Genomic DNA, 15,669 nt, shown 5'->3' on the forward strand with positions numbered 1-15,669 from the left:
TCGGAAGGAGAAAAATCATGAAAACCAAATTACTTGCGACCTGTATTGCTTCTGCTTGGCTAGTAACTGGCTGTGGCGGCGGTTCCGGCTCTGGTTCGGACTCGATAGGTTCTTCATCAAGCGCCTCAGAAGGCATCGCTAAAACGGCAAGCGTCAACATTTCTGCAGCCTTCCCTGAATCAGCACAGGCAGCAGCCATTGATGCCAATGCCCAATCCATTGCTGTCGCGTTTTATCCATCGGAAGCAGGCAGCATTGAAGAAGCCGTTGAGGTAGTTAAGCTATCCGCTCAATGCTTACATGAGAGTGGTTTCTTTGATTGGGAGTGTTTGCCGGAAGATGCACCTGCCATTGGAGAACCCAGCGTCCTGACCGCTGGCTCACCGTCTGTCTCCATCAACCTGATTCCGGGTAAGTATCGAATAGAGGCCTACCAATTTGATACTGCAGCTCCGGACGCAGAAACGGTTCCGATTTCTGCGACTTCGTCTTTTGTTACCCTATCTTCCGGTGCTCACAGCGTCGAACTGAACCTGGTACATGCCACCTGGACTGCGGATGCTCCCATTACCTTACAACTGCTGAATACCTCACCGGTTGATGACACCAGTACGGCGATTGACCTCAACCCCGACGTTGCAGGCACTCAAACTATCGCAGACCTTTTGGAAATGACCGATCAGCCAATCGTGGGATTGCACTTGGTGGGTATGCCAACCTTTATGTCTGAGGTGGAAGCCTTCTTTGGCAATGGCGCCAGCGGTGCAACCCCAGCCTTTGACGTCCCAATGGATACCGAGATGGACCAAGAGGAACTGGCCAATGAAATCATGATGCAATGGCTGGGCGAAACAACACATGTTTCCGTACTCAGACAATCCACAACCACTTCAGGTGAAACCGCCGTATGGTGGTGGGATGATCCAAATATGGATAATTCTTGCAACATCGCCTCATCCTTCGACGATCTCACCGGAGCTGAAGTGTGTGTTGAACGTTTTGCCAGCCCGGCAACCCTGCTGCAAGGTTATCAACCGGAAGTGGGTAACAGTAATATTCTCAACACGGGAGAACTCTTTGCTGAATACGAAGAATGGTCGCCTGATGGCAGCTTTAGCGTAGAAGGCGGACTAGCCACGGTTCCGTTCCAGTTTGAGGAACCAGAGATTACCGTAGCAAACGGTACCGTTACGCTTAACTGGGGTGACGGTCAAAACTTTGCTGATGTCTACACTCAAGAGCTGGAAACGCTTGCAGGCTTTGAACAAGCCACCTTCCTGGATTTTGAAACAGAATCCGGAAGCACCACGTTCCCTGATGATGCCAACAGCCTCACAGACGTTGCAGGACCAACCATCACCGGAGGCACCAGCATTACCGGAACACTCATTGAGTTTATGTTCCAGTTTGAAGAAACCAACGGGGCAGCAACTGTGCCCACCGTACCTGACACCATTGTTCCTGATGCAATGTCACCAGACATCACTGCGTCAATCATGGCCAGCCAGGCTGCTGTAGCATCCGGTCTGATCGCACAACCGGCCGCCACCAGCAATGGCGATAACTGTAGCCCAATCACTGAAAGCTTCTCCGGAGTCTTCACCAAGTTCATCTGGGACGACGTCAACAGCACTTGGCTCGGCGGTACCTGGAACTACACTTACTTCCTGTCTGACACAGACCAGGATGGAATTGTTGATACCGTGGAAGGCGACGATTTGAACGGCGACGGCTCGATAGATCAGTTTGAAGTAGGCGTCTATGAAAACTGGCTGTGTGACTGGGACGACATTAATCAGGTTGAGGTGTGTCAGGACTTGGATGGCGTAGCCAACGACACCACAGACAAGTTTGAAACTGTCCCGGTTGGTTTTGAAGAAACAGGCACAGGTGAATACTGCTTGCATTCATTCACAATGACCGCAGGTCAGTTGAGTTTCTCGTTCACTGATCTTCTTTCAGCAACCGATGTAACGGTTCAAAACCAATAACAGTCCAAACCAATAACGGTCCAAACCGATAACAATCAAAGCAAAGCAACCGGATTGGTAACCCACCAGGGGTTACCAATCCTTTCTCTAACATCAACCTCCGTTCAGAGATACCGACATTATCTCTGAACGTCTTGTTCGATTTTCTGAAACCATTCAGTTCAGCTAAAACGAGCCTGATGAACTATGGTTAAAGAACCTTCGTTATGTTCAGGCAAATGGTATGCAATTGAAGAATATGGACTTTCTAAACCTAACAGCACACTCGACTTCTCAGACTCCGAAAACAAATTACCCATTGCATTTAATCTCGTTGTTTTTGCTATTCCTCTTAACTACTTCTCTGCAGATACAACAGGTACAAGCACAACCAATAAGTAACCAATTATCTGACGATCGCACCGTCGTCGCGTTGTTTAAGGAAGACCCTCACCAGATTTCAATTTACCTCTCAGGCAAACCTGTATATCCGGTGCAAATACTCAAGTCCGGAAGCCATTGGCAAGCGTCTTTGGTCGCATCAGACACCACCTCTGTTGAAAAACTCTTACTGGCAGCCAGAGCTCATCCGTCAGTCATCATGGCAGAACGTACTTACTCAGCCACAACCAATTTAATTCCCAACGACCCGGTTTTCTCCGACGCCAGTAACAACACCAATCATCATCAGCAAATCGACAGTGAAGAGGCCTGGGATCTTCGGACCGATTGCCGTTCTGTGGTCGTGGCGATTGTCGATACCGGCGTCGACCAGGATCATCCGGACATTGCCGATAATCTCTGGATAAACCCCAATGAAGTCGCAGACAATGGCATTGATGACGACAATAACGGATACATTGACGACATCAATGGCGCCTGTGTTCGCACCGATTGTGCCGCATCAACCATTGAAGATAATTTTGGTCACGGAAGTCACGTGGCGGGTTTATTAGCCGCTGTGGGCAATAATCAGGTAGGCGTCACAGGCGTCTGTTGGAATGCAGAACTGATGATTGTAAAAAGCCTCGGGGATAACGGCTCTGGCTCCACCAGTGACGTCGCTGCGGGCATCAATTATGCGGTGAACAACGGCGCAGACATCATCAATACCTCCCTGACCATCAGCAGTTACAGCAGTGCAATTGAATCGGCCATCGAACAGGCTAATCAGGCGGGCGTTCTGGTCATCGCCGCAGCAGGTAACTTTGGTTCCGACAACGACAGTACCCCGGTCTATCCTGCAAATTTACGGACGACCTACGACAACCTGATGTCCATTGCCAATGTCGGTCTCACCGATCAACTCTACAGTAGGAGTAATTTTGGATTAACCACTGTAGATATCGCCGCACCGGGCGTTAATCTTTATAGCACCTGGAAGAATGGTCAGTATGCAAATTCCACGGGAACATCGATGGCCTCACCGATAGTTGCCGGTATTGCCGCCTTGTTAATGGCCGAAAAAACGCAGTCCGCCGCAGAGGCAAAAGCCAGAATCCTCACCTCGGCACGAGCCATTTCCGAACTTGAATGGAACCTGTTACAGCCTGCTGTGGTGAATGCCAATACAGCGCTATCCAATATTGATAGCACGCCATTGGCCTTATTTAGGGCAGAAGCCAATGATGGCAGTTATCAACTCTACGGCTACGACCTCAGCAATGTGGATACTGCGCGATACACCGAGTTCTTACTGTCAGGCGAAACCGCAACCGACATCACCAGCTTTCAACAACAAACCGATGAGTTGATTCAGTTGACGTTACCTGCTAACAGTAAGTCAGGCGTATTTCAGCTCTATCGCAACGCGGAAGCATCCAACCAGGTATTCATCAAACGAACCATCGTCGCCCCCAGTAGCGTCACTTTCGAGCGTGACGACAGCCAATTGACATTGTCCTGGAATAATCCGCAGAACGCCGATGTCATCAGCATTGAACGAGGAGTGCCCGGTCAGGTTTATCAGGAAATTGCCTCAGTCACCGCGCCCAACAGTGTCTATCAAGACACCATAGATCCGGAGCAAAAATATTATTACCGTTTGCGTGGCAGTTATGACTACATTGATCCCTCGACCAACAGTCAGGCCACCGAATTCTCGGTCTACAGCAATACCATCATCACCTCTACGGATGACTCAGGCGAAAACTTCTGGTTAACCGAAAGTCTGCCAACCGTTGGGCTTAACAGTGAGCTGTCGTTGCAATTAACCGCCACAGCCAGTGGCACCTTCACCCTCGCTAACGGCCAATTACCGACAGGTCTTTCCCTTTCTTCCACCGGAAAGTTGACCGGAACCGTCACGAATATAGGCAGTTATACATTCGCCATCGATTTTTATCCCACAGGTACAGATCAAAAAGACAGCCGCACTTTCACCATGATCGTGTCTGATCGTGCCGCTGGAAGCATGCAGCTCACCGATCAGCAAAGCTTAACATTGACCGTATCCGCCTCTGCAGGAACCCTCAGCAGCATTCAGGCACTCAACAGCAGCAGCTTTGATAGCCTCGACGAGGTAACAGTACAGCTGATTCAGCAGATATTAATTTCCAATCTTCCGATCACCTCGGCGGAAGCCAGTGAAATATCTATCACGTTGGCGAACTCAAACTCAGGCCAAATCAATGAGATCTACCTCGCTGATACTCGCAATCAGTGGCAAAACGCCACAGACACCAGCATTGCTCAGGTTGCCAGCAGCAACGCAAGTCTTGTATTGGAAGATGGCGGGGAATTTGATCTCGACGGGCAAGTGAACGGAGAAATCATTGCACGGGTTGCATCGGCAAGTACCAATAACACCACTGAATCCAGTAAAAGCAGTGACAGCCGCTGTTTCATCGCCTCCGCTGTGTACCCCAACGGCCACCAGGATCTTTCAACACTGCGCAGTTTCCGTGATCAGGTATTGCTTCAAATGCCAGGAGGACAATGGTTAGTTGATTCTTATTATCGGATGTCACCTCGTTTGGTTGCCTGGATGAAGCATCATCCAACACTGCTGTCCTTCACCCGCTCATCCCTGGAAATGGTATCAATCAGTGTACGACAGCCGCTTCTGGTGTTGGGTCTTTTACTGTGCGCGATAACGCTTGTCCGCTTGGTCAAAAAACAACTACGAGTCCATTAAAAATCTGATAAAGTGCGTGCTCATATCCCTTCAGATAAGAGCATTGCACTTGATGGATCTTTTAAACGAATTAGCAACCTTATTGCCCCATTGGCACACTTGGCTATTACTGTTACTGGCCGCGTTCAGTGCCGGCTTTATTGATGCAATCGCCGGCGGCGGTGGGCTGATTACAATCCCAGCTCTGCTGATGGCCGGATTACCGCCGCATCTGGCATTAGGCACCAACAAGCTAAGCTCTTCTTTTGGGTCTTTCACCGCAACCCTGGTATTTATTCGTAAAGGCATCTTCAACCCCAAACACTGGCTGTTGTTGCTCTTTGCAACCCTGGCTGGCGCGATAATAGGAACCATTGCGGCTTCGCTGATCAGTATCGACATACTTAACCAAGTGCTTCCCATGATCATTATTGGCGTGGCGATCTATATGCTCTTTCAAAATTACTCAAATCTGGATACCAACCGCCCCCCTTATCCAAGATCAAACGCTGTGAAAATTACACAAGGATGCAGTATTGGCTTCTATGACGGCATCGCCGGGCCTGGTACCGGTTCCTTTTGGGTAGTGTCCAATCTTATCTTGTACAAACAATCGCTGCTTCAGTCGTCGGGCATTGCCCGGGCCATGAACTTTGTTAGTAACATCACATCGCTGGTTACCTTTGCGATATTGGGTCATGTGAATTGGATGATTGGAATCGCAATGGGCCTGGTTTTGCTCATCGGAGCCTGGTTAGGTGCACATCTGGCCATTTCCAAAGGCGCGCACTTAATTAAGCCCATTTTTATGACGGTTGTGATTGCTATTTCAGTTAAATTATTGGCGTTCTAAATGCACGTTCGAGCTCTTCTATGAAAACATAAGGGCTCGCGACGGTTTTCCACAAAATCTGTGGATAACTTTGTGGATTATGATATTAAAAAGTCCTCAAAGCGTCATAAATCGTACACAAACCCAAATTGATCATTTTTTAACCAATAAAATAAATACTATATTTTTCAACAACTTATAAAAGTCAATAGCTAGAAAACCATTTTTATCATTCTTTTTCGGTCTAAAAATACTGAGCGAAACATTGACATGGTTATTTGTGCATATTTTACCCATTGAAACACACACGAGCCCTAACTTTGTGCACCAAATCACTGCTTTAAACAAAGATTTTTTTATCAAAACAAAGCGCTTTAAATCAGTGCACTCCTGAAATTTTAACTAAAGTGTTAAACTTTCTGAAAAGGACATCTAGGGAACTTATTGAGAAGTCTCCTAGACTCTAAGTAAGCATCGAGCAGCTATAAAGTAGCTTCTTCATCTAACATGATTTCAAGGCAATAAGTATGAAGTTTTCGGCCTTTGGCAAAAAATTTACAAGCGAATCCGGCATCCTGAATTTAATGGAAGATTTAGGAAATGCCCTGGCAAACCCGGACTCACGTAATATGATCATGATGGGCGGAGGCAACCCTGCACATATTCCGGAAATTGAAGACATCATTCGACAACGACTGATCGATATTTCACAAGACACACACGAACTCCAACAGTTTATTGGTGTGTATGATACGCCGCAGGGAGAGAAAGCTTTCCGTCAATCTCTTGCCAGCTTGTTAAGCAAAGAATTCGGCTGGCCTCTAACCGAAGACCACATAGCGTTAACCAATGGTAGCCAATCCGCTTTCTTCATGCTGTTTAACCTTCTGGCAGGAGAACAAGAACAAGGGAGTCGCAAGCACATCCTGTTTCCTATGGCGCCAGAGTACATTGGTTACGCGGACGCAGGCTTGAGTAAAGATTGTTTTAAAGCCTGTAAACCAGAGATAGAACTGATCGGTGAACACCAGTTTAAATACCGTGTGGACTTTGATGCACTGTCCATCAATGAAGACACGGCTGCAATTTGCGTCTCTCGGCCAACAAACCCGACAGGCAATGTGGTGACCGACGAGGAAGTTCAGCGTCTGGATGAGCTGGCGAAACAACACCAAATACCGCTGATTATTGATGGCGCTTATGGCACGCCATTCCCCGACATCATCTTCAGTGAAGCAACACCGATTTGGAATGACAACATCATCCTCTGTTTAAGTTTATCCAAGTTCGGTCTGCCCGCTGCCCGCACAGGTATCGTGATTGCAAAGCCGGAAATCGTTCAGGCGATCAGCAACGTCAACGCCATTCTCAGTTTGGCAACGAACAGTATTGGCGCCCGACTAGCTCTTCCTCTGGTGGAATCTGGGGATATCCTTAAACTAAGCCGCGAGGTCATCAAGCCTTTTTATCAAGCCCGCTGTGATCTGGCCATCAAACAATTAGAGTCTGATCTGTCCGGATTACCCGTGAGAGTTCATAAGCCGGAAGGCGCGATGTTCTTATGGCTGTGGTGTAAGGATCTTCCTATCGACTCACAAGCCTTCTATGAGCGACTCAAAGAAAAAGGGTTAATTGTAGTGCCGGGCCATTACTTCTTCCCGGGGATGGAAAACGAGGATTGGGCTCATAAGAATGAGTGCATTCGCATTAACTACTCCCAATCGCCAGAACACGTTCAGCAGGGATTAACGCTGATTTGTGATGAACTCAAGGCGCTCTATAAGGCTTAAACTCTACAAGAGCCAGACAAGCCGTTCTCCGTCATCCTGATCCTAGAGTGAAGACGGAGAACGAGTCTCAACTTAGGCCAACTTCTCTTTGCGAGACGTTCGCTTCATTTTTAACAGTCCTTCACAAGTGACCACAATCACTGCCAGCCAGATTAACCCAAACGTCACATAGCGCTGATCAGGGACCGTTTCTCCAAACAAATAAATAGCCAGCAAGAACACCATAGAAGGTGCGATGTACTGTGCAAATCCCGCAGCAAACAGACTAACACCGGGAAGCCCAGACACATAAAGAAGTAATGGAATAACGGTAACGATGCCCGCCAACATCAAAGGTAACGCGATGTCGGCAGCGTGCGAGAAGAAGATAAAATCGAGATTAATACTACCATACACCATCGCCACCAAGGCAAAGGGAATCATCCAGGTGGTTTCTACCGCCAATGCAGCCGTCGGGTGTAACGTCATCTTTTTCCTGGCTAAGCCGTACAGAGCAAAGCTCAACGCCAAGGAACAAGCAATCATCGACAACTTCCCTACCGTCCAGATTTCCGCCAAAACACCAGCCATTGCCATAATCACCGCCGCCCACTGGATCTTGGTCAGTCGCTCTCCAAGAAACAAACCACCCATCGCAATACTCACTAGCGGATTGATGTAATAACCCAGGCTGGCTTCGACCGTCTGATCCGTCAAAATGGCATACACAAAGACCAACCAATTGCCCGTGATCAAAATTCCTGACAACAAAAGACGATTTCGTAACGACTTGTTTTTCCAGATAGACATAAACTCCGGCCACAAGCCCGAGAACCAAAGCAGAATCCAGAGAACCACCGAGGACCAAATCACCCGATGAACCACCAACTCAATGGCCGGGACTTGTCCCAGCCATTTGAAATACAAAGGCGTAATTCCCCAAGTAAAAAAGGCCATCAAGACCAAAGACAGATGGAAAAAATTGGACTGGGATTTCTGCATTATCAATTACTCAAACGAGGCCAAAACGAAAAAGGCCTTCCAATATGCATTGGAAGGCCTTTCGATATTCTAGTTGTCTGACCTGCGTTTAAAAAGCGGTCTTAGTAACGATAAATTATTCGATTACTGGCAACTGAATAAGATAATCAAATTATACGAAACGAGCGCGTAATTGATTCAACTTAGAAACAAGTGGCTTAGCCGCTGGCACGTACTTACCTGCCAAAGATTCTGCTTTTTTACCCGCTTGATCAACTTGCTCTGAAACCAAAGACGTCAGGTTGTGAAAACCTTCTGGCTTAGTCAGGTTCAATTGCTTGATGGTTTCAACACCTTGTTCTACTCGAACACGCGCAGTGTTGATACGAACCTGAAGGCTTTCTTTCTCGCCGTTATAACGCTGCATAGAATCGAACACGCCTGCCATTAGGTTGTGACGGTTTACTTTATCGGTCACGCCATAAACAGACAAATAGAAGCCAATGTTATCGACTTGAGTAAGAGCAGTATCTGCAAGTGCTTTAGAGTTCATTTTCATCACTTTTTCTCGCTTTCTAGTTCGCTATTGCTGTGCACCGTATTGAAAATTTCTAGAACTCACAACCTAATTATAAACCGACCATGCCATTCCACCTCATAACCTGATCCGAGGTATCCCACTCTAAACTTGCCAGTAACAAAACCGAATATCCAAACCACGCTTTCGATAGGCCTGATATCGTTCGACCGCTTCACCAGATAAGCACTGAGCTTTTACATCCACTGATGTGTCTTCCACATTCGTTAATACGTTTTTCACATTCGTTGATGCGCTTTCCACATTCGTTGATACGTTTTCCACATTTGTTGAAAGTTGCCCGTCACTCTCCCATAAAGAACGTTCGGTAAATCCGTGCTGACAATAGAAAGGCGTTAATTCCGACCAAGGGTAACAATACAATCCTACATCCGTTTGAGAGTTACCTTGCTGATTGAGTTGAGTCATCACATCAGAAAGTGCCGATAATAATTGATGTCCCAGTCCTTGCTCTCGATAGGCCCTATCCACCAGCATATTACGTAATAGCCACGCCCCATCGGGTAAGGCAGAGAACTTGACCGCTGCCACTATTTTTTCTTGCTGATCCTTTTCCCACTTGTCCACCAGAGCATAGCAATGATCTGATCGATGAATTTTGATCTTTTCTCGATTGCTCTTGTAAAATTGTATAAGAGGCTGTCGTTCCAAATAAGGAATCGACTGCAATACAAAGTTCATTTCCGACATCTAATGTTCATTCCTTTATGACTCAATTCTGCTTAACCTGCCAACGCCCCCCATCCAGATGTCTTTGTTCTTTTGTGCAACCGGTAGCAAATAAGACGCCCGTATTTATTCTCCAGCATGCAAAAGAACGACTGCACCCGAAAGGCACGGCCAAACTGGCACAATTGTGTTTAAGCCAAGCGGAATTGATTATTGGTAAAGAGTTTAAAGACACACTGACACGGATTCAAAGAGACTACGCGCCTATTCTCTTGTGGCCTGAAGAAAACGCTGGCTCTGCAATCCCCTCTGCCACAGAGGCAAATCGAAGAGAAGGCAACGAGCGGAATGATAATCTGACCCGTACAAAGCCAAGCGCACTCATTGCCATTGATGGAACCTGGAAGAAGGCCGCCAAGATCTACCATACCCACGCTGAGTTACACACACTGCCTAAGCTCAATCTACAGGGGCACGAAAATCAGTATCATCACCGGAAGTCTCCCAGCGCAGAGCACCTATCTACACTGGAAGCGATATATTTTGGATTAAGGGAACTGAGCCACAATGACATCCCCTACCATCAAACCCTTAACGGACTGCTAGATGCTCAGCAACGAATGATCGAACACTGGCATAAGAACCTTGAGCTACATACCCCTTAAACGTCTAATTTACTTTCTGCCACACTGACTTCAGAAAGCCACTTTCTCATGGTCTTAACCAGCTGATCCTGAGTCACAGGTTTCCGTAAGAAGTCATTCATGCCGGCATCGAAACATTTGGCCTTATCTTCATTCATCACATGAGCCGTCATAGCAATAATCGGCACCGTATTGATTCGTCCGCTTTTTTCTAACGTTCGGATTCGCTTGGTCGCTTCAAAGCCGTCCATGATCGGCATTTGGCAATCCATGAAGATGAGATCGTAATGACAGGTTGAAACCATAGTCAGCGCTTGTTCACCATGATCAGCCACATCCACCAAAAAGCCCATTTTTTGGAGTCTCGCAACGGCAACTCGTTGGTTCACTTTATTGTCTTCAACAACCAACACTTGATGACCATGACCGAAGGAGGAATCCACATCCGTGCCTCTGAGCAAACTGCCGGCCAGCAGCTGGTTCAAATTCTGAATCGGTTTGAATTGCTCATCAATCCGGCCTGCCGAAATACCGGTGACCTGTACTTTCATCGGCTTCTGCATCACCAAATACTGAGCCAGCTCTTTCTGTCGGATTGGCTTGCTAAGGAACTGCGGTGACATCCCCTTCAACCAATCAGGCAAGCTATAACGAGCACTGGTGCAGCCCATTAATGCCCAGCTCAATTCCGTCCGGCCACCTGCCGTACGCCATAAACGGAACTCGTCGCTGCTGGTAATATCCACATCCACCAGCAAAATCACATCATTATGTTCACGTTCGAGCAATGCCTCTGCTTCATGCCATTTCGACACGGCAATCACATCACAGCCCAAAGCTTTCGCACGGTGACGCAAGTTATCCCGGCTGATCACGTTTGCATCAACCACCAACATCACACCATCGAAGTTAGGCTTGATTTGATACAAGCGCTCAGGATTTTTCTCTAGCGGCACTTCAAACCAGAAGGTACTGCCCCGGCCTTGTTCAGACTCCAGACCAATGATGCCATCCATATGACGTAAGATCTGACGACAAAGTGCTAACCCTAAACCTGCACCGCCATAGCTTCGGGTATTCGATTGATCGACCTGATAGAAGGCCTCAAAGACATGGTTTTGCTTATTCTCGGAAATACCAATGCCGGTATCTTCCACTTCAAAGCGAATGCGATAACTTTCAGGATCTTCACCGACAATCCGGGAACGAACGATGATATGCCCCTTAGGCGTATATTTAATAGCGTTGCCGATCAAGTTAGTAAAGACTTGCTTGAGACGATTTGGATCACCACGTAATGCGTAATGAATGCCGTAATCATGCCAGTACACCAGATCCACGTTTTTAGCTAACGCTTCTTCACCGTAAATTTGTAGTACCTCTTCCACCAAATCTTCGATTTCGAAGGTATCCACATCCAGACCGATACTGGTGGTTTCCAGCTTGGCGTAATCCAGAATGTCATCCAATAACAGCAGCAAGGTGTTGGCTGAATTATCGGCGGTACACACGTAATTCTGCTGTTCATCGTTTAAACCGGTACTTTTCAGCAAACTCAGCATGCCCATCACACCGTTCATTGGTGTTCTTAGCTCATGACTCATATTGGCCAGGAATGCAGCTTTGGTCTTCTCACGGACTTCCGCCGCGATACGTTCCTGCTCCGACTGTGCCAAGGCAAAACTGGTCTGCTTCAGGTCCTGAATACTTTGCTCAAGACACTCGTTCGACATTTTAAGAGCGCTGGCTTGCTCTTGAATTTGATGCCGACTGGTACGCAAATCACGCATCGATTTCCCCGCGATAAACGCGGTATAGCCGGTATAAAAGGTCACCCCGACGATACACAGCCCCATAATCACCAACGATGACTCGGCTTGAAAATTAAAACCAACCAAGCCAACCGTGATCAAAGCACCCGCAAAAATACTGGGTACCGCTTTAAAGATCATATTGAGCCCCGCCCCGGTCAGGGTATTAACTGTCGTCACCATACACAGCGCAAACACAACCCAGGGCTGAAAATCGACCATCGCCATGAAATGACCAAAAATGAAGAAATCCAGGATCATCACTCGCTGTTCAGCCTTAAGGATATTCTTCGACTGACGGCAAATCAGATACCAAAGCGGCGTATGAAGCAGACTGGCATAAGCCCAAATCAACCAGGCCCATAAAGGGTGGCCCATTTCATAATATAGGTAAGCAACCCCGGTTCCGGTACACATCGCCATCCCGACCAAACGGGTAATGGAATGACGTTTAAGTGACTTCAAACCTTTCTTTCGCTGTAACTCAAAAGGTTTGTGTTCAATGGTGGCATGTTCAGTTAATTGCATAACGCTCGGCTACTGTTAAAAATTCTGTTTGCTGAAATTAGAAAAATTTACTGACTATTTGCTTGGAATAACTGACTGCCAGTTCAACCGTTTCAAAGGACAAATAACTCCCTGTGTAATAGGTGTTGTTCTGCCCTTGTAACTGCTCAAACTTGTAATAAAACCGGCCATCACCAATCTCTTCGGAGGTGACATGAGGAAAATAATGCCACTTCTGGGTATGTATGTGTCCGTCAACAGTTACCGGGTAATGACGGTACAAGGTTCGTATTGACTGTGATGCTTGATGGATAATATCGTCATCAGACAAATCTCCTTTTTGAACGCTGTAGGCAACTGCGCCATTAGCGGTCGCCCAAGGACGCATAATTTCTTTCGGATCACCGATCTTTTCTTCGTTTATCGCACCAATGACCTCATTAGGCATACCGGAGACTTCGAAGAGATTGACCACATAAGGACTGTAGCGGAACTTTGTCATCAGAGCCTTCTCTGACTCGTTGAAATCCATAACATCCATCAACCGATCAGGAGGGCATGCAACAATTATAGCATCGTAGTTTCGGGTTTCTTGTTTGTTGTGTTTCGCAGTGGTGCCATGAAACAACATCTCAACCTGAATTTGTTCGCCACGCTTAATCGATACAACATCCGTATTCAAAGACACGTTAAGAGAGGTCGCCACCGACTGCCAAAGTGATTCAAACCCGTGAGTAAAGCGTTTTGGTAGCCCTTTACCTAAACCTGCGCCATACAATAGCAAGGTGGTAAAATTCCAGAAGTTAAGATATTTCAGCACATAGAGCGCAGGAATTTCTGAAAAGCGACCGTAGCCCATATCGGTAATCGTTATGCGGAACAACCCTTGAAGACCAAGCATCTTGTTATCGACCAACCACTTCTGAAAGGGTTGGGCCAATTCGTCATAAACTTTGGAAGACCCTTTGGATGCTAACCCCGGTTTCGACAAAGCGCTGCGATAACGGAGTAATTTCCCGTAATATCGAAGCACCGACAAAAACAACGTAAGAAAGGTAAAGTCTTTAAGCATGGCATCTTTGATCGCCATCACTTGTTTGCGTCGCATTGAAAAGGCATATCTTGGCGGCTGACGTTCGAGAGCCACCCCAAAGGTCTTCGCTAACTTGAGCACATTGCGATAACCCGGTGTCACAGTGAACGCGCCCATCTCATAAGGTTTTCCCTCATGTTTGATGGTTTTGCACTTGCCACCCACGCGCCCTGAAGATTCCACCACATCTACGTGCTGGTATCCTTTCTTCTTTAAGTACCAGGCCGCAGATAAGCCAGCCGCCCCGGCTCCGACAACCAATACTCTTCTTAATTTCGACATACGTTCGTCCTTGAATACGAGGCTAAGAGCTGAAGTGTTGATCCACTAACTGTTTGCTGTAGTTAAAGATAGGTTCAACCAACTCTAAGGCCATGATCGCCCCCACGTAATAGGTATTTAATTTGCCTTGCTGTCGTTCCAGTTGCTGATAATATCCGTCTATAAAGTCAGCCGCTTCAACGTGCGGAAAAAAGGTCGTCCACAATTGCTGATGCACCACAGACTGAAACACGCCGCCCATCCGTTTAACATCAGCGCGGATATTCGCTTCCACCATTTTCGGCGTTACAGCCGGTAAGGCATCCTGTGGCTGAGTTTTATCTTTGTCTTCCCCATCACCCACAGTGAAAAACAGATTCACATCGGAATCCTTCCAGAATTTCACAATCCCCCAAGGGTGACCTATCGCAGGCAATGGCTTAGCGGGCGGCAACTGCAACTCATCTGTGGTGATATCCAGCATGCCATCCACGTCACACGCCGACACATAATAATTTCGATATTTAATTCGAGAGAGCAAGGCTTGCTCATGCTCACTGGCATCACTTATGACGGGCAGAATTTTATCCAACGGGCAGGCAAAAACGATGCGATCAAATTCATGCAGAGAACCATCAGCTAACCCAACCACCACGTTAGGGGTACGCTTGATCGAAACGATGTGAGAATTTAAACGGACATCCAACTGCTCACTGCGAATAATGGCATTAAGGAACCCTTGATAACCATCCAGAAAATGCCTGGGCCATTCTTTCGACAATCCTGCACCAACTCTTGCCAACAATAAGAAATTCTTCGCATCCATGTATTTGAGGACATAAGGTGTAGGAACGTCATCCAACGCGCCATAGCCAAAAATAGTCACAGGAATCAGAAATAACTGACGCAGAATCGACATACCATTGATGTCTAACCACTTGCCAAAGGGATGACACAACTCAGGACAGGCTTCTAACTCGGTAAACCCAGGCTCATTGATCTGCTTACGGTATTTAAAGGCGAGGTACAAATATTTCGCGGAGGCGGCACCAAACGACAATAACGACTTACCCATCAAGGTAGTTCGTAAGGTATTCAAAAAGTTGCCGGTGGTTAGGTCGAAGGATTTACGTTGCGGTGCTGGCTGTGTTTTAAGATCCAGTTCTTTCGCGATACGAAGGACTTCATGGTAATAAGGGGTAATGTAGTTAGCACCAAGGTCGAACTCATGATCGCCATGCTTAAAGGTCAAACATTTCCCGCCGATACGTTCTTCTTTTTCAAAGATCGTAATATGGGAATAGCCCGCTTGTTTTAAGTAATACGCGGTAGCGATTCCTGAAGCACCTGCTCCGACGACTGCAACTTTTAATGACCTTGGCATGATCGCATCCTTGCTGTTATCACCTCAGATCCTGA

General features: G+C 47.0%; 11 protein-coding genes. 5 read left to right on the forward strand and 6 right to left on the reverse strand.

From position 1 onward, the window contains the following. The first annotated feature begins 17 nt into the window (after window positions 1-17). The 4 genes from QQL66_RS20705 to QQL66_RS20720 all read left to right on the forward strand — a co-directional run bounded on the left by QQL66_RS20705 (window position 18) and on the right by QQL66_RS20720 (window position 7,707). Complete coding sequence (locus QQL66_RS20705; RefSeq protein ID WP_284384128.1) at window positions 18-1,991, forward strand: hypothetical protein; 1,974 nt, start codon at window positions 18-20, stop codon at window positions 1,989-1,991. A 223-nt stretch (window positions 1,992-2,214) separates the two neighbouring features. Further along, a complete protein-coding gene (locus tag QQL66_RS20710) occupies window positions 2,215-5,106 on the forward strand; it encodes a S8 family serine peptidase (protein WP_284384129.1) in 2,892 nt (963 codons plus the stop codon). A gap of 52 nt (window positions 5,107-5,158) precedes the next feature. Beyond that, window positions 5,159-5,938, forward strand: coding sequence for a TSUP family transporter (locus QQL66_RS20715; protein ID WP_284384131.1), 780 nt, complete (start codon window positions 5,159-5,161; stop codon window positions 5,936-5,938). Window positions 5,939-6,444: 506 nt separating this feature from the next. Then, complete coding sequence (locus tag QQL66_RS20720) at window positions 6,445-7,707, forward strand: valine--pyruvate transaminase (protein ID WP_284384133.1); 1,263 nt, start codon at window positions 6,445-6,447, stop codon at window positions 7,705-7,707. Window positions 7,708-7,779: 72 nt separating this feature from the next. Here the strand turns inward: QQL66_RS20720 and rarD are convergent, their stop codons facing one another. The 3 genes from rarD to QQL66_RS20735 form a co-directional block, all read right to left on the reverse strand. Further along, entirely contained in the window at window positions 7,780-8,688 is a 909-nt protein-coding gene (gene rarD, locus QQL66_RS20725; protein ID WP_284384134.1) for an EamA family transporter RarD, read from the reverse strand. A gap of 151 nt (window positions 8,689-8,839) precedes the next feature. Then, on the reverse strand, window positions 8,840-9,220 hold the full coding sequence (locus QQL66_RS20730; RefSeq protein ID WP_284384135.1) for a hypothetical protein: 381 nt from the start codon (window positions 9,218-9,220) through the stop codon (window positions 8,840-8,842). 129 nt (window positions 9,221-9,349) lie between these two features. Continuing rightward, window positions 9,350-9,955, reverse strand: a complete 606-nt coding sequence (locus tag QQL66_RS20735; RefSeq protein WP_284384136.1) for a GNAT family N-acetyltransferase — start codon at window positions 9,953-9,955, stop codon at window positions 9,350-9,352. A gap of 17 nt (window positions 9,956-9,972) precedes the next feature. Between QQL66_RS20735 and QQL66_RS20740 the strand changes: the two genes are divergently transcribed. Further along, window positions 9,973-10,599, forward strand: a complete 627-nt coding sequence (locus QQL66_RS20740) for a tRNA-uridine aminocarboxypropyltransferase (RefSeq protein ID WP_284384137.1) — start codon at window positions 9,973-9,975, stop codon at window positions 10,597-10,599. Here QQL66_RS20740 and QQL66_RS20745 read toward each other — a convergent pair. The 3 genes from QQL66_RS20745 to QQL66_RS20755 are packed head-to-tail and all read right to left on the reverse strand — an operon-like array spanning window position 10,596 to window position 15,634. Continuing rightward, complete coding sequence (locus QQL66_RS20745; protein ID WP_284384139.1) at window positions 10,596-12,917, reverse strand: response regulator; 2,322 nt, start codon at window positions 12,915-12,917, stop codon at window positions 10,596-10,598. The genes QQL66_RS20740 and QQL66_RS20745 overlap by 4 nt on opposite strands. A gap of 37 nt (window positions 12,918-12,954) precedes the next feature. Further along, window positions 12,955-14,271, reverse strand: coding sequence for an FAD-dependent oxidoreductase (locus tag QQL66_RS20750; protein WP_284384141.1), 1,317 nt, complete (start codon window positions 14,269-14,271; stop codon window positions 12,955-12,957). A gap of 22 nt (window positions 14,272-14,293) precedes the next feature. Continuing rightward, window positions 14,294-15,634 (reverse strand): protoporphyrinogen/coproporphyrinogen oxidase, encoded by a 1,341-nt coding sequence (locus tag QQL66_RS20755; protein ID WP_284384142.1) that lies wholly within the window; start codon window positions 15,632-15,634, stop codon window positions 14,294-14,296. Window positions 15,635-15,669: the final 35 nt, after the last annotated feature.

This window comes from Litoribrevibacter albus, assembly GCF_030159995.1.
GTDB lineage: Bacteria > Pseudomonadota > Gammaproteobacteria > Pseudomonadales > Litoribrevibacteraceae > Litoribrevibacter > Litoribrevibacter albus.

Bases quoted from the DNA above. Each gene is read 5' to 3' on its own strand.
- QQL66_RS20705 (WP_284384128.1), top strand. From the start codon at position 18: ATGAAAACCAAATTACTTGCGACCTGTATTGCTTCTGCTTGGCTAGTA.
- QQL66_RS20710 (WP_284384129.1), top strand. From the start codon at position 2,215: ATGCAATTGAAGAATATGGACTTTCTAAACCTAACAGCACACTCGACT.
- QQL66_RS20715 (WP_284384131.1), top strand. From the start codon at position 5,159: ATGGATCTTTTAAACGAATTAGCAACCTTATTGCCCCATTGGCACACT.
- QQL66_RS20720 (WP_284384133.1), top strand. From the start codon at position 6,445: ATGAAGTTTTCGGCCTTTGGCAAAAAATTTACAAGCGAATCCGGCATC.
- rarD (WP_284384134.1), bottom strand. From the start codon at position 8,688: ATGCAGAAATCCCAGTCCAATTTTTTCCATCTGTCTTTGGTCTTGATG.
- QQL66_RS20730 (WP_284384135.1), bottom strand. From the start codon at position 9,220: ATGAACTCTAAAGCACTTGCAGATACTGCTCTTACTCAAGTCGATAAC.
- QQL66_RS20735 (WP_284384136.1), bottom strand. From the start codon at position 9,955: ATGTCGGAAATGAACTTTGTATTGCAGTCGATTCCTTATTTGGAACGA.
- QQL66_RS20740 (WP_284384137.1), top strand. From the start codon at position 9,973: ATGACTCAATTCTGCTTAACCTGCCAACGCCCCCCATCCAGATGTCTT.
- QQL66_RS20745 (WP_284384139.1), bottom strand. From the start codon at position 12,917: ATGCAATTAACTGAACATGCCACCATTGAACACAAACCTTTTGAGTTA.
- QQL66_RS20750 (WP_284384141.1), bottom strand. From the start codon at position 14,271: ATGTCGAAATTAAGAAGAGTATTGGTTGTCGGAGCCGGGGCGGCTGGC.
- QQL66_RS20755 (WP_284384142.1), bottom strand. From the start codon at position 15,634: ATGCCAAGGTCATTAAAAGTTGCAGTCGTCGGAGCAGGTGCTTCAGGA.